We start from the raw sequence: 15,595 nt of genomic DNA on the forward strand, positions 1-15,595 counted from the left end.
GTACCGGGGTGTGATTCAACTGGAATACAAGTCGATTAAGCCAAAGAAAATATATGAAGAAGTGGCTGAAGCCATTTTGCAGATGATCAAAACTGGCAAGCTGAAGCCGGGGGACAAGCTGTTGCCGGTCCATCAGCTTGCGGAGGAGTTTCAGGTCGGCCGGTCGGCTGTCCGCGAGGCGCTTAGCGCGCTGCGGGCCATGGGTCTGATTGAGATGCGCCAGGGGGAAGGGACGTACGTCAAGAATTTTGAAGCCTCCTCCGTCACGTCCTCTCTCAGCACAACCGTGCTCATGAAAAAGGAGGACATTTCCAGCCTGCTGGAGGTGCGCCAGGTGCTCGAGGTCGGGGCTGTGCAAGCGGCGGCTGCTCGGCGCACCGAGGAGGATCTCGCTGAAATGCAGCGCTGGCTTGCCGTGATGAAGAATCATATTGGCGATGAAGAGATGGGCGAGCGCGCCGATTTCCATTTTCATATGGCGATTGCCGGGGCGGCGCACAATCTCATTTTGCTGGAGATGATGAACCATGTCGCGGAAATGGTGGCACAGACCATTGGGGAAACACGCCGGCTGATGCTATACGGGGAAGCGACAACAGCGGAGCGTCTGGCTGAGGAGCATCAGGCCATTTATGACGCGATCGCAGCGGGCGATGGGGAAACGGCACGCGGGCTGATGTACAGCCATCTGCACGGCGTAGAGGAAAACGTGTCGGCTGTTTGGAAGAAGAAAAATCTGTAAACCGAGATTTTTCTCTTTCAAAATGTGTATTTTCTGTTACAATAGAGCGTAGAGAAGTAAGCGTTTTCGCACTTACAGAGAAGGAAGCATGGGCTTTAAATGTGTTTCTTTCTCTTTTCATCAAGTCATCAGATGACCGGATTAATAGATGACCGGTTAAGTTGAGGGGGAGAACAGGATGAAGGTTAGTTTGTTTATTACTTGCTTAGTGGATATGTTCCAGCCGAATGTCGGCAAAGCGACAGTGGAGCTGCTGGAGCGCCTCGGCTGTGAGGTGGATTTTCCGGCATCCCAGGTATGCTGCGGCCAGCCGGCCTACAACAGCGGCTATGTAGAAGAATCGAAGGAAGCGGCGAAGAATATGATCCGCGCGTTTGAGCGTTCCGGAATCGTTGTCACACCATCCGGCTCCTGCGCGACAATGTTCCAGGAGTATCCGCATTTGTTCAAGGGCGACCCGGAATGGGAGCAGAAGGCCCGGCAGCTTGCTGATAAGACATATGAGCTGACGCAGTTTATCGTGGATGTGCTGGGAATTACCGATGTGGGCGCGCGCTTGAACGGAAAAGCGACGTACCACACTTCCTGCCACATGACACGCTTGCTTGGCGTGAAGGAAGCACCGTTCATTCTGCTGTCCAATGTGAAAGGACTCGAAATGGAGACGCTGCCAAACGCGCAAAACTGCTGCGGCTTCGGGGGAACGTTCTCAGTGAAAATGACGCCGATTTCTGAGCAGATGGTCGACGAGAAGGTGGAGAGTGCCATGGCTACAGGAGCGGATTATCTCATTGGCGCAGACTGCGGCTGCCTGCTGAACATCGGCGGCCGGATGGAGCGTCTGGGCAAGCCTGTAAAAGTGATGCACATTGCTGAAGTGCTGAATAGCCGCTGAAGGGGGAAACGAACATGGCGATGAAAATAAGCGATAAAAAGTTTAATGACCGGATTGGGGAAGGCATCCAGGACAATACGATGCGCGGCGCTGTTTCTGCGGCGCAGGAGCGTCTGCATACACGCCGTCTGGCGGCTGCCGAAGAGCTGGGCGAGTGGGAGAAATGGCGCGAGCTTGGCGAGCAGATCCGCCAGCATACATTGGAAAATCTGGACTACTACTTAATGCAATTGAGTGAAAGCGTATCAAAGCGCGGCGGCCACGTGTTCTTTGCCAAGACGAAGGAAGAGGCGGCGCAATATATTAAGGAAATTGCAGAGCGCAAGCAGGCGAAGAAGGTTGTGAAATCCAAGTCCATGGTGACGGAGGAGATCAGCATGAATGCGGCGCTTGAGAGCATCGGCTGTGAGGTTGTGGAAAGTGACCTTGGCGAATACATCCTGCAAGTGGATGACCATGAGCCGCCTTCCCACATCGTCGCGCCGGCGCTGCATATGACAAAGGGGCAAATCCGCGAAGTATTCCATGAGAAGCTTGGCTATGAAATGACGGAAGACCCATATGAGATGACGAAGTTCGTCCGTAAAATTCTCCGCGAAAAGTTCATGGAAGCAGAAATCGGGGTAACCGGCTGCAACTTCGCGGTAGCGAATACCGGCTCCATCTGTCTCGTGACGAACGAAGGAAACGCGGACCTTGTAACTGCGATTCCCAAAACGCAAATCGCGGTAATGGGCATGGAGCGCCTCGTGCCGACAATGGAGGAGCTGGATGTGCTGGTCGGTTTGCTGTGCCGCAGTGCGGTCGGCCAGAAGCTGACGAGCTACGTGACCGTGGTGGGGCCGAAGCAGGAAGCCGAACTGGACGGACCGGAGGAATTTCACCTCGTGGTCGTGGACAACGGACGCTCCGAAATTCTCGGCTCCGAGTTCAGCCAGGTACTGCAATGCATCCGTTGTGCGGCCTGCATCAACGTCTGCCCGGTCTACCGCCACATCGGCGGCCATTCCTACGGCTCCATCTATCCGGGCCCGATCGGGGCGGTATTGACACCGCTGCTTGGCGGCTACGACGATTACAAGGAACTGCCGTATGCCTCCAGCCTGTGCGCAGCTTGTACAGATGCCTGCCCGGTGAAAATTCCGCTGCATGAGCTGCTCTTGAAGCACCGCCAGGTTATCGTGGAACGCGAAGGGCGCGCGCCGCTGGCGGAAAAGCTGGCGATGAAGATGTTTGGTATGGGTGCCGCTTCTTCAGCACTGTACAAAATCGGCACAAAGGTCGCCCCGGCTGCGCTGACGCCATTCACATCTGGCGACAAGATTTCCAAGGGTGTCGGCCCGCTGAAGAACTGGACGGAAATCCGCGAGTTCCCGGCGCCAAGCAAGGAGCGCTTCCGCGACTGGTTCAAGGAACACGAGAAGGAGGGCAAAAACTGATGACGGGTGTAATTCAAAATCGGGAATCCTTTTTAAATAACCTGGCAGGCCGCCTCGGCCGCGAGCGCCGCACATCCGGTGTGGCGCGTCCGCAGTGGAAGCATACAGTGAACTGGGATGTGCTGCGCGATGCTTCAGCGGAAGAGCTGCTGGAGGTATTCAAAAAGCAGTGCAACAATATCCATACGACGGTGATTGAAACATCCAAGGAGCAGCTCGCTTCTGCCATCAAGCAGGTGGTGGCGGAGAATGGCGGCGGCCCTGTTCTGGCGTCGCAGGATGAGCGTTTTGCGCAGTATGGCCTGCGCGCGCTCTTGGACCAGGAATGGCCGGCTGAGAACGTGGAGGTCAACACATGGGCCACACAAGCAGGCACGGACTACTTCGCGATTGCGGAGCGCTCCAACATCGGCCTTGTGTTCAGCGACTACACGCTGGCGGAATCCGGCACGATTGTCGTGCAGGCACGCGAAGGACAGGGGCGCGCCCTGCATTTTCTGCCCAACATCTATATGGTCATCATTCCGCGCGAGACACTGGTGCCGCGCATCACACAAGCGGTGCACGCGCTGAATCAGAAGGTGGAGAACGGCGAAACGCCGGCTACCTGCATCAACTTCATCTCCGGCCCAAGCAACTCCGCTGACATCGAAATGAATCTCGTTGTCGGCGTGCACGGCCCGTTGAAGGCATACTATTTTGTCGTATAATTTTATTTGAAGGACTCTGCTGCGGCAGAGTCCTTTTTATGTGGCATGATGCGGCTTTCCCCAAGGAGTTGGATAATTTTTTAAATATGTTTTATATTCCTATAATGATATAATTCGTATATAAAATTTTATATTCATGGAGGATGAAATAGATGAAGGGAGTACGCGGTTTGCAGCTTGGAATATTTCGGCGGATGAGTGTACGGGCAAAAATTCTATTCATTGTTGCGGTCGGGATTGTATCAACAGTCATCACGGGCGGTACGGGGCTGCTGTTCATGAACGAGATGAAAGCCAACTCTGTGGAAATGTATCAGGACCGCACCCGGCCGGTGGAATGGCTGAATCAATTGCTGACGAACATCACGGTCGTGAAGGGAGAAACAAATGAACTGGTGATGCTGAACAGCGAAAGCCGCCAGCAGGAGCTGATTCAGCATATGGACAAGCTGGTGAAGGAAAATGATAAGCTGCTTGCCCAGTATCAGGCAACGAAGCTGGACGAGTTCGAGCAGAACCGGGTGGCGCTTCTTCCTGAGGCATTAAAGCGCTACCGCGAATCGCGCGCACAGGCTGTGCAGATGACGCTGGAAGGGCGCAAGGATGCTGCCGTGAACCACATGGAGGGCTACGTAACACCGTATTACAATTCCGTGGCGACACTTGTTCAGGCGCTGGCTGATTACAATACAAAGAAGGCGGAAGAGCTGAGCAAGCAGAATGTGGAGCAGGCCGGATCGGCTTCCACCTACATGATAATAGGCGCTGTTGCGGCTGCATTGGTCAGCCTGTTGGTCGGACTGCTGGTCGTCCGCATGATTGTCAAGCCGCTGTCAGGCTTGCAGACGCTGATGCATAAGGCGGAGCAGGGAGATTTAACGGTGGAAGGAACCTATGCTGCCGGGGATGAAATTGGGGCATTGACACATTCCTTTAATGCCATGCTTTCCGCTTTCCGCACACTTGTGCAGCAGCTTTCAGAAGTGTCCTATACACTGTTGAACAGCGCAGAAGGCCTGGCGTCTTCGGCAGAGCAAAACCGTGTTACAACAAATGAAGTGACGCGTCGTATCCAGCAAATCTCGGTGTCCACCGAAACACAGCTGGCGCAGATGCAGGAAACCACAACGGCAGTTGCCGAAATGGCCACCGGCGTCGCTGCTATTACAGACCGGACAGCGGCGGTCGGCGCAGCATCCGAGCAGGCATCGAGACAAACAAATGCCGGCAACCAGTATGTGCGCCAGGTGGTGTCGCAAATGGAGCATATTAACGAAAGCGTGCAGGGCTCTTCTGCGGCAGTGGAGCAAATGCGCAGCCGCTCCACGAGCATCGGCGGAATTGTAAAAACAATCACTGATATTGCGTCCCAAACCAATATGCTTGCCTTGAATGCCAGCATTGAGGCGGCGCGCGCCGGGGAAAGCGGCCGCGGCTTCGCGGTAGTGGCGGACGAGGTGCGCAAGCTGGCGGAGGGTACAGCTGCGGCTGCCCGGGAGATTGCTGAATTGGTCGCCCTCATTCAACAGGAGTCCGGCGATTCCTCCAAGGCCATGCAGGTTATGACAGGCGAAGTACAGCAGGGCATTGGAGAGGTCGAGCGAATTGGAACGATCTTTGCAGAGATTCTGCAGGCGGTCACTGATGTGGCCGAGCAAATACAAGAGGTATCCAGCACCTCCGGCCAATTGGCAGCCGGCAGCGAGGAAGTGGCTGCTTCCGCACAAGAGGTGGCTTCCATCTCTGAGCACACAGCTGAGGTCATCCAGGGAATTGCGGCTGCTTCAGAAGAACAGCTGGCCTCTGTGGAGGACATCGTCGAGTCTGCTCAGCACTTGCGGAGCTTGGCGGAAAAGCTGCAGGGCGATGTAGAAAAGTTCAAAATTGGCTAAAGGATCAGGAGCGCCCGTGCAGGGGCTCCTTTTTCGTTGCGGGGGCGGCTCTTATCATTCCTTTATTTGCTAATTGAAATATTGTGTCTAAAAGGAGCGACAAGAGAGAGGAACTTTTTTATAATAGAATAAGATTATTTTTATTTATGGATAATAATTTATTTATATAAAGGGGTGTTATATCTTGCGCTTGGCCATCGTTGGAATATGTATGCTGCTTTGCTTATCAGGCTGCAGTACCGAGGCAGCCAGAAAGCAGCAGGCACAGGACTTGTACAAGGCGATTTACGCAGGCGATGCGAAGAAGGCTGCATCCATTGCCGGTAAAGAGGATGTGGCAGAGCTGCCGGTGCTGGAGAAAACACCGCCGCAGCTGTTGGCGGCGAAAGTGGGCCAGACAGCCATCGTGAAGAACCTGGTGTCAAACGGGGCAGATGCCAAGGCTGCGGATGCGGAAGGAACCACCATTCTTCATGCGGCCGCAGCGAATGGCGACACAGCACTGGCTGATTATATGCTGCAGAAGAAGGCGAATGTCAATGTGAAGACAAAGGAAGGCTGGACGCCGCTCATGCGCGCCATGACGCCGACCTCGAGCGTGCCGGACCGTACAAAAGCAGTGGAGTGGCTGCTGCAGCACGGGGCAGATGCCAACATGGCAACCAAAACGGGCTGGACGCCGCTGCATGAGGCTGTCTATCAGAACCAGACAGGCGCAGTCAAACTGCTGCTGCCCAAGTCCAAGCGAATTGACAGCCGGGACGCAGATGGGACAACTCCGCTGATGATTGCTGTCCGTGGCGGCAATCTGGAGCTGGTGCAGCTGCTGATCCAGGCAGGGAGCGATGTAAATGTGCAGGACCGCCGCGGCTGTACCGCTCTTTACTATGCGGTTTCATATGAACTGAAGCCGATTGTGGCTGATCTGCTTGCGCATGGCGCCAAACAGGATATTTCCGCGAAGGATGGGGAAACACCTGCGGATTTGGCAAAAGCACGCGGCAATGCAGCTCTGCTGCAGCTGCTACAAACGAAATGAGGGTGAGAACATGAGGAAATATACAGGAATCATCGCGGCATTGCTTTTGCTCTTCTCTCTCTTGATGCCGCCAGGCGGCATGGCAGGGGCAGAGACAGTGCCGAAGCTCCGTATTCTGGAAATTAACGATACAGGGGCTGCGTCCACGCTGTCCGGCGTGCTCGACAGCACAAAATATGAAATTACAGTTATGCCCATCAAGCTGTTCAACGCGTCGCGGGAAGAGCTGGACGGCCGCTACGACGCCATTTACTTTGCCGCGGGGCAGTATGCGACCGCCGTGCCGACGCTGGACCCAAACCCGTATTCCAGCGACCCGAACAAAATTAACACAAGCCTCAACCGGGTGGCGGAAAATAAAACACAGACAAAGATGAACGACCTGACACCTCTGAAGGCGGATCAAATCCGCAAGTATTATATTGAGAAGGGGCTGCCGGTGATTGTGAATGAGGCGGTGCTGCAGCAGGCGGACAATAATCTGCTGACGCCGGACCGGAAGAGTGTGGCGAAGCGCTTCTTCAGCGCGTATAAGACAACGCCGAATCCGAATGTCGTCTTCATTAAGAGCGCATCGGCCTTTCCGGCGCTGTCGCTGCAGCGCCCCCGTCTTATCATGAAAAGCAAGCCTGTCAGCTATGAGGATAACCACACGGACTATTATAAGCCGGGAGACTATTTGTCCTTTGCCTTCTCGCTTGCTTCGGGGAATGCCTTGTCCACCACTGCCAACCTGTACATGGATACAAACTTTAACGGCGCCTTCGAGCCGGCGGAGCGGATTGCTTCTTACCCATTGAGCACGCTGAAGCCGGACAGCGGCGTGTACAGCATGTCCTACCAGATGCCCCGGGGCTTTTCCAGCACCGTGACATGGAAGCTGGAGCTGTCCAATAATAAGGACCAGAAGGATTATGAAACCGGCGTGTTCCGTTTTAAGGATCAGCCCGTGAATATACGCGTGCTGCAGGTAACATCAGATAAAAACTATACCGGCAGCCTGTTGAAGACCTTGAATACCATCATCACAAACGGCGGAAATACCATCCGCAATGATGATTACAATATCTCCATTGACGTGACAGATATGGACACCTTCAATGGCTGCATCACGGCAGGGAAGGCCTGCTATAAGGACTTAAGTACCGGCGCTTACAATATGGTCATGTTCGGCTTTCAGGATGAATACGGCGCCCTCACGGCAGGGAAGCTTGTCAATCCCGATGCCATTGCGGCTGTGCGCCGGTTCGTGCAGACCGGGCAAAGCGTCTTTTTGACGCACGATACGCTGTACAGACCGTATCAGCCGAACAAGGCGCCGTACGCGCAGGATACGAATGTTTGGTTCACGATGCTCGGGGAATACGCCGGACAGACGTACCCGCTGCCGGTCATGGGCGACTACAGCACCGCGGCTGCCGGTGATAAGCAAAAGCGGCCCGGCATGTATTTCCTGGAGACGAACATCGGCCGGTTCGCCAGGGTGCCTGTCACGAACACGAAGCGGATCAACAAGGGGCTCATTACCTTGTATCCGTATACGCTCGGCAGCAATGTATCTGTTGCGACGACACACTCGCAATACTTTGCGCTTGACTTGAACGATCCGGCTGTCACGCCTTGGTATAACCTGGAGGGCGGAGCAAGCCTTGACAGCAACGACAGCTACAATCATTACTATATTTACTCGCGGAAAAATGTAACGTACACCGGAGCGGGCCACACGAACACGACTTTCACGGCGCAGGAGCAGCAGCTCTTCGTCAATACGATGTTCACCGCCTTTGTCGGGGCAAACCATGCGCCTCTCATCACGGTGTACGCGCCGCAGAATAACGACACAATATCGACGACGCAAAAGGTGAACGTATCTTTTAAAGTGGAAGACTTGGATGCAAAGGACCGCAATCTGCAGACCAGCGTGTATTTTAACAATCAGCTTGTATACACAAACACCGGTGTCACAAGCGGCGAAACCATCAATCAGCTGCTCAGCCACAATATGACGGCAAGCGGCCCGCTGACCGTCCGCATTGAGGCAAGCGACGCGGCCGGCGCCAAGACGGTGCAGACCATCGTTCTGAATGTGCAGAAGCCGGCGACAAATCTCGTTGCCACGCGTACGCTTTCCGCCAAGGATATTGTGGCAGTGAACACGCCTGTGACTGTCCGTTACGATGTAAAGCCGCTGGCCATTCAGTCGCTGCGCCCGCTTGTGCTTTCGCAGGCCACAGCGGATTTGCTGAAGCAGCTGAAAACTACGACTGTGGGCTATAGTTCGTTTGCCGCGCCGAATGTAGGCTTCCTGCAATTTGGCAATTCTCCGGACCAGGATATCCAAACGGGCTATCCGCAGCCTGTTTCCGGCGCGGATGTTCCGGCCATGAACTGGGCAAGCGGCATGGACGTGTATATAAAAAGCCTGCAAAGCTATGTAAACGCCAAGGGCTCCGTGGAAATGACAGTTCCCGTTGTCAGTTCCATCAATACGGCGCAAACCCCTGTGGCTCCGTCATCCTTTGCCAAGCTGCGCTTTGATGCCGTGCCGGGTACAAGCAACGTGAAGGTTACGTACCTCGGCCTTGCAGAGGACAGCTTCACGCCAATCACAAGCACGAAATTTGAAGAGGTGTTCCCGCCGCAGATGGATGTGCAGATTCCGGCTGCCTGGAGCAATGTTCTTTCCAAGAGCGGAGACCTCGCGTCCGGCTATAAGGTGACAGGGGACTTTGGCGCGATCCAAAAAGGAGCAAGCGGCTATCCGCTTCCGGACATCAAGTTCGAGCTGCAGGTGATACCGCTTCAGAAGGGCCAGTACACCTTCGGCCAATCACAGCTGCAATACACGGACAGCACAACCAATAAGGTGAAATTCGAGGATATCTCTCTGACGGCGAAGAATCCGCTTGCCGGGGTTGACGCGCAGGATGTCATGTCGCTGAATACCGCGAGCACACCGCAGAAGATTCTGCTTGGGTTCAAGCCGGCAACCGCTATGGATGAGGGCATTATCCAGTCCATTGCATGGAGCGATGAAAGCAAGAACGGCGTGATCTCAGTTGACGGAGATGGTGTCGTGACACCGCTGAAGCAAGGAAAAGCAACGGTGAAGGTGAAGGTGACCGACATTTTTGGCAATGTGAAGGAGGACACCACAACTGTGCTTGTCCGCATTCCGGTGCTGAGCATCTCTGCTCTTTCCGAGGTGACCTTGAATGTCGGCGATACGGCATCGCTTGGTATTACAGTCAACCCGCCGGAAGCGCGGGATACACTGGAGTGGACCGTGGACAAGCTGGAGACCATTTCCTTTAACCGCGACAGCGGAACTGTGACAGGGCTGCGTGCGGGCACGGTCATCGTCACCTTGATTGGGTATGATGCATCCGGCCAGCCGGTGCAAAAGCAGGTGAAGGTGACAGTCAAGAATATGGTGAGAAGCATTGCACTGAATCCGCCGGCGCTCGACCTCACTGAAGGGGAATCCTATGTGTACGGCCGGTCCGCAGTTGTCGTCCTGCCGGAGGATACCGCAGGGGCGCCTTTGCTTTGGACCTCTGATGCCGGCGCGTACGTATCGGCATCGGGCAACAGCAGCGGCGGCACCATCGCGGCTTTGAAAAGCACAAACGGCAGCTATGTGCAGGTGCGGGTGACGGCGCAGGACGGCAGCGGTGTACAGGGCATCATCAAGGTGCTCGTGAAGCCGCGCTATGTACCGCTCGATGGCTTCTATTTCTCGCCGGGCACGATGACAGTTGAGAAGGGAAGCCAGGTGGATTTGTCGAAGCTGTTGGTTTTCACACCGGCAAATGCCACGAATAAAAAGGTCATATGGTCGCAAAGCAGTGATACCCGCTTTGTTGCCGTCAACACGTCCACAGGCGTCATGACCGCGGCAGCCAAGGGCTATGCGACCATTACCGCCACTGCCGCAGACGGAAATAAGAAGGCGACGATTACCATCCAGGTGGTCGAACCGGGTACCGGCACAACCAACCCGGCTGTCCGGGACACCCCGTTGTTCCGCTGGTAACACAAAAGGACGATGCTCACGGAGCATCGTCCTTTTTCGTTGTGTCGCCATTTTCAACCACAGAATCATCGATGATGACCTGCAGGGTATTCACACGCGGCAGGGCATCGAGCTGGTCCAGCACAACCGAGCGGTCATAGGTGACCTGGAGCCGTGAGGATTGTGTCTGCTGCACCTCGCGTGACGCGAGAGTGAGCGGCACATACGGTGTGTTGGCGGAGAAAGAGGCAGCCGGCTTCTGCACCGCATTTTGCCGGATGGCATTCATGACGAGCTCCTGCTTGGCGAACAAGCCTCCGTGAATGGACAGCAGAGAGGCAACGCCGTACAGCTCCGCCCGTCCGTCTGTATACAAATAGGCATCCATGGGTGTAATGGAATTGTCGGCGGCATCAAACTCGTTGATGCGCGTCAACAGTAAATCCCCTTGTGAAAGCAGGACAAGCTGCTTCCCGTCAAGGCCTGTAATATCAGTGCTGAAAATAGATGCCTTTCCCGTTGTATAGATGGTGGAATCAAACTGCATTTTGTCCTGCTCATGTCCAAAATCAAAGGCATCCCCATGGATCAGGATATCCCCCATTACGAGGATGTTGCCGGAGACAGCCAAGGGCAGATGGTCATTGTAAATTTCCAAATTGCCGTCCACCACAAGCCATTGGTGGCTTGCCAGCTTCAAATCCCGGTTCAGGATAAAGGTCGGCCGTGCTGTTGCGTTGCCTGCCACATCGGTCAATAGAACAACATTCTTCCCGGCGTATTGCGGCGCGGAAAAATCGAGCTGTACGTCTGCCGGGTTCTGATCCTTCTCAATGAGATACAGAGAATGCCCGGCTGCGTTAAAGCCTGCCACACCTGCCTCCGTAACAGGTCCCCCCAGCAGGGAGAACATGCTGTTGACGACGGTGCTGCGGGAAGAGATATCCGCCTTTGTCAGCTGCAGGTGCCGCCCGTCCAGCTCCAGCTCGTTCAGCTTGTCGGCAAAGGTTGCCGCCAGCTCGACCGGCACAAAGCGATTATAGGCTTTATAAATATTTGGCAGCTCCTCCTCCTGTTTGTCCGGAGTATAGAAGGAAGCCAAAAAAGCGGACGGCGATTGAAAGGCCAGCTGATGCTTGGTGAACGTATTGACGGCAATGCCCTGCTTGGAAATGCTGTCCTTATAGACAGACAGCTGGCTGTTGACGATGATATCCCCCCTGACCTGCGGATACAGTGTATTCACCGTTTTATAAGGCGCGCTGTCTGCCCCGTTCAAAGCGGCCGTATCCACATATCTGGCTGCGTTGGCGACAGAGATGTCATCGCCGTATACGTTCCCGGTAATGGAAGACGCCCCGTTCAGCTGCAGTGTATGCTCAGAGCCGACTGTATACTGCAAGAAGCTTGGCGTCGGAGAAATGTACATGTTTCGTCTCACTGTTTTTGTAATGGTCGGATGAGCGGCATCCGGATTGCTCACATATACAAGCACAAACTCATAATAGCGGGTAAAGTAGCGGCTTTTATAGTCGCTGTCATCCTCAAGAAGCGTGCCTGTTTTATCATGAATCTGCAAGGTTTTTCCTGTTGTTTGGCCGCTGCTTGTATAGCGGCTTTGCAAATCCTGCAGCAGCGCCTGCAGCTTCCCCTCATAGGAGGACGTCTTCAGCATATCCTGCAGGCTGCCTGACTTGGCAATGCTGTCAATGCCGGCTTGAAAATCAGCTGTGACCGCATTCATGTCTTCCACTGAGCTTTGTGCCGCCGCTGCTTCTGTCCGGCGGCTTTCCGTCCGCTTCGTGCCGCCGATGACGGCTGAGAAAATCGCCAGGCCGAGCACGAGGAATACGGTGCTGATCAGCAGAACAAGAATCAGGGTGGACCCTCTTTCGTTCCTCATCATTATCACTCCTAAAATCCAATCTCGCTTTTAATGGCCAGCGGCTTTGTCCCGCTGTTTTGAAATACGAGAGTCAGGCGCACTATTCCGTTTTTGCAGACGGATGAGGAAGCGCCATTGTCTGTAAAAATGGTTTGCTTTCTGGTGCAGGCCATCTGCAGCGAAGATCCGGACAGCAGGGAAGCCCCGCTGTCGCTTTGAAAGGACAGCACCTCCGGACCTTTGTTTCCCTGCTTTTCGAGAATCATTTTCCCATCCTTTATATACAGCTTGGCCGCAGGAGTGTTTGTATCCGTATAGGTGTACGAGACGTCATCCTTGCGGAAGCTCCTTTGGCGCCGGCTGTAAAAGGAAAGAGCCTGCGATGCCGGGTCATACTGCACATCGTCATAATCGGCAGAGTACAGCTCCCCCATAAGGCGGGCGACCATATAATCCGCTTCATCACGAAGCTGCCCCTCTGTCTGAATCTTGTTATATGTCCGCAGGCCCGCAGCAAATACACTGTACAGAATACCGCTGATGACAACAGTGAGAACAAGTGCGGCCAGCACCTCAACCAAAGTAACCCCGCGTTCATTCCGCCGGATATCAGCGAAGCGACTCATGAGCGACACCTCCCTTCAGCAGGACGCCGGGCTGCTTGTCATCGAGGTTCAGGTCTACATAGGCAAGAACCTCCAATGTCGGTTGGGCGGACTGGACCGGCGCATGCTCCATGGAAGCGAGCTGCTTTGCCAGCTCTCCCGTGTCTGTTTTGGAATGTATGCTTCGTATGGATTGCAGCACCTGCTGCGAAGCGGTGGCTGTCCAATCCAGGGGCATGAAGAACAGCAGCACCTGTTTGTTTTTATACATGGTATTGTTAATCGTCGGCTCCAGCAGCTTCGTACAGCTGTCTGCATTCGGGAACAACGGAGATGTCACGCTTTTTCCATCCAGCAGCACGGTCTGCTGCGCGGTGCAGCTTTCTGCGCCGCTCAATACTGCCGGCCGTCCTCCGGCTGCGTCGCGGTAGCCTGTCAGGAGGTCATAATCCTGCTTGTTCATATACTGAAGCGCGCCGCGGGCCAAATTGATGGCAACTGTCTTCAATTGGCTTGCCTTGGTGAAGGACAGCGCCTTTGGAAAAATGGAAAGCATACCGAGTGCAAGAACCGCCAGAATGGTAACGGATGCCAAAACTTCCACCAAAGTCATCCCGCTTTCTTTGCTGTTTTTCATAGCTGCCCTCCTTTCTAAAATTCTATTAATATAATATAATGATCCAATAAGAGTATACTACAAATCATGTGAATAGAAGAGGTGGCAGTATGGGGTATGTTTTTCCAACTTTAATGGGCTTGTTCCTTGTGATTCCACTGCTGTTTATATTGAATAGATGGCTGCGCCTGTCCCAGGCCGGCATAGTCGTGATTGCGTTGTTTTCTGGTGTCCTTGTTCTGCTGCTTTTATTTTCTGAAGTGGTATTTCCGATGTGGCAGGGTCTGCTGCTGATTTTGCTTCTGGCTCTGTGCATGACGTATTTGCTGCAGCAAAAGGCAGAGTGGCTGTTTGCGGAGGAGGAAGAAGAGCTGGCGTTGGAGTGGGAGACAGACAAGCCGGAAGAACACACGGCAGAGGAAGCCGCAGCTTTTGAATCTGATGAAGAAGAGGTGCTGCAGAAGGACACGGAAGCTGAGCACTCATACTTGGAGGAGCTGTTTCAACGGCATTATGCAGAGCAAAGAGAGGAGGGGCCGCAATGAAAAAGCGTCATCCGCTTTGGTTATTCGGAATTGTTGCCTGTGCGGCTCTTATCATTTTTACTGTGCAGTACAGCGTAAGGTCCGTTGCGTCGTCGCTGTTTCAGACAAGCGATGGCTATGCAGCAGGGACGGCAATTGGTTCTGTGGATGTAGCGGGACTTATAAGAGAGCAGGCGGAACAAAAGCTGTCACAGAAGGAAGAAGCGTGGAAGGCGGACGCGAAGCTCTATCTGCAATACAGCACGGCGCGCATTGCGGTTCCGGCAGCCATCTTTGCATTTGACAGCGCCAAGAGCACGGCGCGCATCCGAAATGGCGTGAATGTGCCCGCTGCTGTATCGCTGCAGCTGGACAAACTGCAGCTGCTGCTGGGGGAACAGCTGCAGCCGGAGGTTGTGCAGCACTTGAATGTTCAGCAGCTGCAGCAGGATTTACAGAGTGCCGCAGCACAGCTTCAGCAAACAAAAACGTTTCATTTGCTTTCCTATATGAATCAGAAGGAGGCTGTCACAGCTGTAGCCGAAAGCAGCGTTTCGGGCGCCGGCCCATACGGCGCACCGCTGCAGCAGTGGCTGGGCGGGCATGGAACGGTTACAGTCCCGGCGCACGGCACGGTTTCCTTGCTCAGCTTGGCGAAGGGCTCCAAGCTGGATGACAAGGCGCTCAGCTTTGTGGCAACGCTGCTGTACCAAACTATTTTACCAACGAACCTGCAGGTCCAGGAGCGCGGGATCAGCACTATACTTCCAGCATACGCCCAGCTTGGCACAGAGGCGCGCGTGGGGGACGGGCGGACAGATTTTGTATTTGCCAATCCGAATGAAACAGATTATACGCTCCAGCTGTCTTTGCAGGGCGGCACCATGACAGCTGTTCTGCAGGGGATGCCGCTTCCATACCGCTATGCCATCGACCGCAGCGAGATCACGTTGCTGCCGCGGGGGACCCTTGTGCAGGTGGCTGTGCCAAATGAGGAGCATGATGCAGTCTCGGTGGAACGAAAAGGGGCAGACGGCAGAAAAGTGGAGGTATACCGCGAAATCTATAACGGAAACGGTGCGCTGCTCGGGAAAGAACGGATTGCGGAGGATGCCTATCTGCCGGTGCAGGCCATACAGGATGTTACAGCAGTCGCTGCCGCGGCCGCAGTGACTGCTGCAGGGCAGACACAAGCGCCTGCCGCTTCCGCCACAGCAACGAAATAGGGAGGGA

At 54.4% G+C, this 15,595-nt stretch carries 12 protein-coding genes; 9 read left to right on the top strand and 3 right to left on the bottom strand.

Annotated features, from left to right (window positions below):
* Positions 1-61 precede the first annotated feature (61 nt).
* The 7 genes from NK662_RS08000 (at position 62) to NK662_RS08030 (ending at position 10,753) form a co-directional block, all read left to right on the top strand.
* A complete protein-coding gene (locus NK662_RS08000; RefSeq protein WP_368736061.1) occupies positions 62-742 on the top strand; it encodes a FadR/GntR family transcriptional regulator in 681 nt (226 codons plus the stop codon).
* A gap of 178 nt (positions 743-920) precedes the next feature.
* Positions 921-1,637 carry a (Fe-S)-binding protein gene (locus NK662_RS08005; protein ID WP_254758395.1) on the top strand — a complete coding sequence of 239 codons (717 nt, stop codon included), beginning with the start codon at positions 921-923 and terminating at the stop codon, positions 1,635-1,637.
* 14 nt (positions 1,638-1,651) lie between these two features.
* Complete coding sequence (locus tag NK662_RS08010; RefSeq protein WP_254758396.1) at positions 1,652-3,076, top strand: LutB/LldF family L-lactate oxidation iron-sulfur protein; 1,425 nt, start codon at positions 1,652-1,654, stop codon at positions 3,074-3,076.
* Entirely contained in the window at positions 3,076-3,786 is a 711-nt protein-coding gene (locus NK662_RS08015; RefSeq protein WP_254758397.1) for a LutC/YkgG family protein, read from the top strand. The genes NK662_RS08010 and NK662_RS08015 overlap by 1 nt, the downstream gene beginning before the upstream one ends.
* Before the next feature lie 152 nt (positions 3,787-3,938).
* Complete coding sequence (locus NK662_RS08020) at positions 3,939-5,678, top strand: methyl-accepting chemotaxis protein (RefSeq protein ID WP_254758398.1); 1,740 nt, start codon at positions 3,939-3,941, stop codon at positions 5,676-5,678.
* Between the two features lie 184 nt (positions 5,679-5,862).
* On the top strand, positions 5,863-6,717 hold the full coding sequence (locus NK662_RS08025; protein WP_254758399.1) for an ankyrin repeat domain-containing protein: 855 nt from the start codon (positions 5,863-5,865) through the stop codon (positions 6,715-6,717).
* A 10-nt stretch (positions 6,718-6,727) separates the two neighbouring features.
* Positions 6,728-10,753 carry an Ig-like domain-containing protein gene (locus NK662_RS08030; RefSeq protein WP_254758400.1) on the top strand — a complete coding sequence of 1,342 codons (4,026 nt, stop codon included), beginning with the start codon at positions 6,728-6,730 and terminating at the stop codon, positions 10,751-10,753.
* A gap of 16 nt (positions 10,754-10,769) precedes the next feature.
* Here the strand turns inward: NK662_RS08030 and NK662_RS08035 are convergent, their stop codons facing one another.
* The 3 genes from NK662_RS08035 to NK662_RS08045 are packed head-to-tail and all read right to left on the bottom strand — an operon-like array spanning position 10,770 to position 13,859.
* A complete protein-coding gene (locus tag NK662_RS08035) occupies positions 10,770-12,635 on the bottom strand; it encodes a type IV pilus modification PilV family protein (protein ID WP_254758401.1) in 1,866 nt (621 codons plus the stop codon).
* Positions 12,636-12,646: 11 nt separating this feature from the next.
* Positions 12,647-13,243, bottom strand: coding sequence for a PulJ/GspJ family protein (locus NK662_RS08040; RefSeq protein WP_254758402.1), 597 nt, complete (start codon positions 13,241-13,243; stop codon positions 12,647-12,649).
* Positions 13,227-13,859 carry a type IV pilus modification PilV family protein gene (locus tag NK662_RS08045; RefSeq protein WP_254758403.1) on the bottom strand — a complete coding sequence of 211 codons (633 nt, stop codon included), beginning with the start codon at positions 13,857-13,859 and terminating at the stop codon, positions 13,227-13,229. The genes NK662_RS08040 and NK662_RS08045 overlap by 17 nt, the downstream gene beginning before the upstream one ends.
* Before the next feature lie 89 nt (positions 13,860-13,948).
* Here NK662_RS08045 and NK662_RS08050 point away from each other — a divergent pair, with 89 nt between their 5' ends.
* Positions 13,949-14,383 carry a hypothetical protein gene (locus NK662_RS08050; protein ID WP_254758404.1) on the top strand — a complete coding sequence of 145 codons (435 nt, stop codon included), beginning with the start codon at positions 13,949-13,951 and terminating at the stop codon, positions 14,381-14,383.
* On the top strand, positions 14,380-15,588 hold the full coding sequence (locus NK662_RS08055; protein ID WP_254758405.1) for a VanW family protein: 1,209 nt from the start codon (positions 14,380-14,382) through the stop codon (positions 15,586-15,588). Before NK662_RS08050 ends, NK662_RS08055 begins: the two co-directional genes overlap by 4 nt.
* Positions 15,589-15,595: the final 7 nt, after the last annotated feature.

The organism is Ectobacillus ponti, assembly GCF_024294785.1.
GTDB classification, from domain to species: domain Bacteria; phylum Bacillota; class Bacilli; order Bacillales; family Bacillaceae_G; genus Ectobacillus; species Ectobacillus ponti.

Excerpts from the sequence above, each read along its gene's own strand:
- NK662_RS08005 (WP_254758395.1), top strand. The coding sequence starts at position 921 with ATGAAGGTTAGTTTGTTTATTACTTGCTTAGTGGATATGTTCCAGCCG.
- NK662_RS08015 (WP_254758397.1), top strand. The coding sequence starts at position 3,076 with ATGACGGGTGTAATTCAAAATCGGGAATCCTTTTTAAATAACCTGGCA.
- NK662_RS08045 (WP_254758403.1), bottom strand. The coding sequence starts at position 13,859 with ATGAAAAACAGCAAAGAAAGCGGGATGACTTTGGTGGAAGTTTTGGCA.
- NK662_RS08040 (WP_254758402.1), bottom strand. The coding sequence starts at position 13,243 with ATGAGTCGCTTCGCTGATATCCGGCGGAATGAACGCGGGGTTACTTTG.
- NK662_RS08035 (WP_254758401.1), bottom strand. The coding sequence starts at position 12,635 with ATGAGGAACGAAAGAGGGTCCACCCTGATTCTTGTTCTGCTGATCAGC.
- NK662_RS08010 (WP_254758396.1), top strand. The coding sequence starts at position 1,652 with ATGGCGATGAAAATAAGCGATAAAAAGTTTAATGACCGGATTGGGGAA.
- NK662_RS08020 (WP_254758398.1), top strand. The coding sequence starts at position 3,939 with ATGAAGGGAGTACGCGGTTTGCAGCTTGGAATATTTCGGCGGATGAGT.
- NK662_RS08050 (WP_254758404.1), top strand. The coding sequence starts at position 13,949 with ATGGGGTATGTTTTTCCAACTTTAATGGGCTTGTTCCTTGTGATTCCA.
- NK662_RS08030 (WP_254758400.1), top strand. The coding sequence starts at position 6,728 with ATGAGGAAATATACAGGAATCATCGCGGCATTGCTTTTGCTCTTCTCT.
- NK662_RS08055 (WP_254758405.1), top strand. The coding sequence starts at position 14,380 with ATGAAAAAGCGTCATCCGCTTTGGTTATTCGGAATTGTTGCCTGTGCG.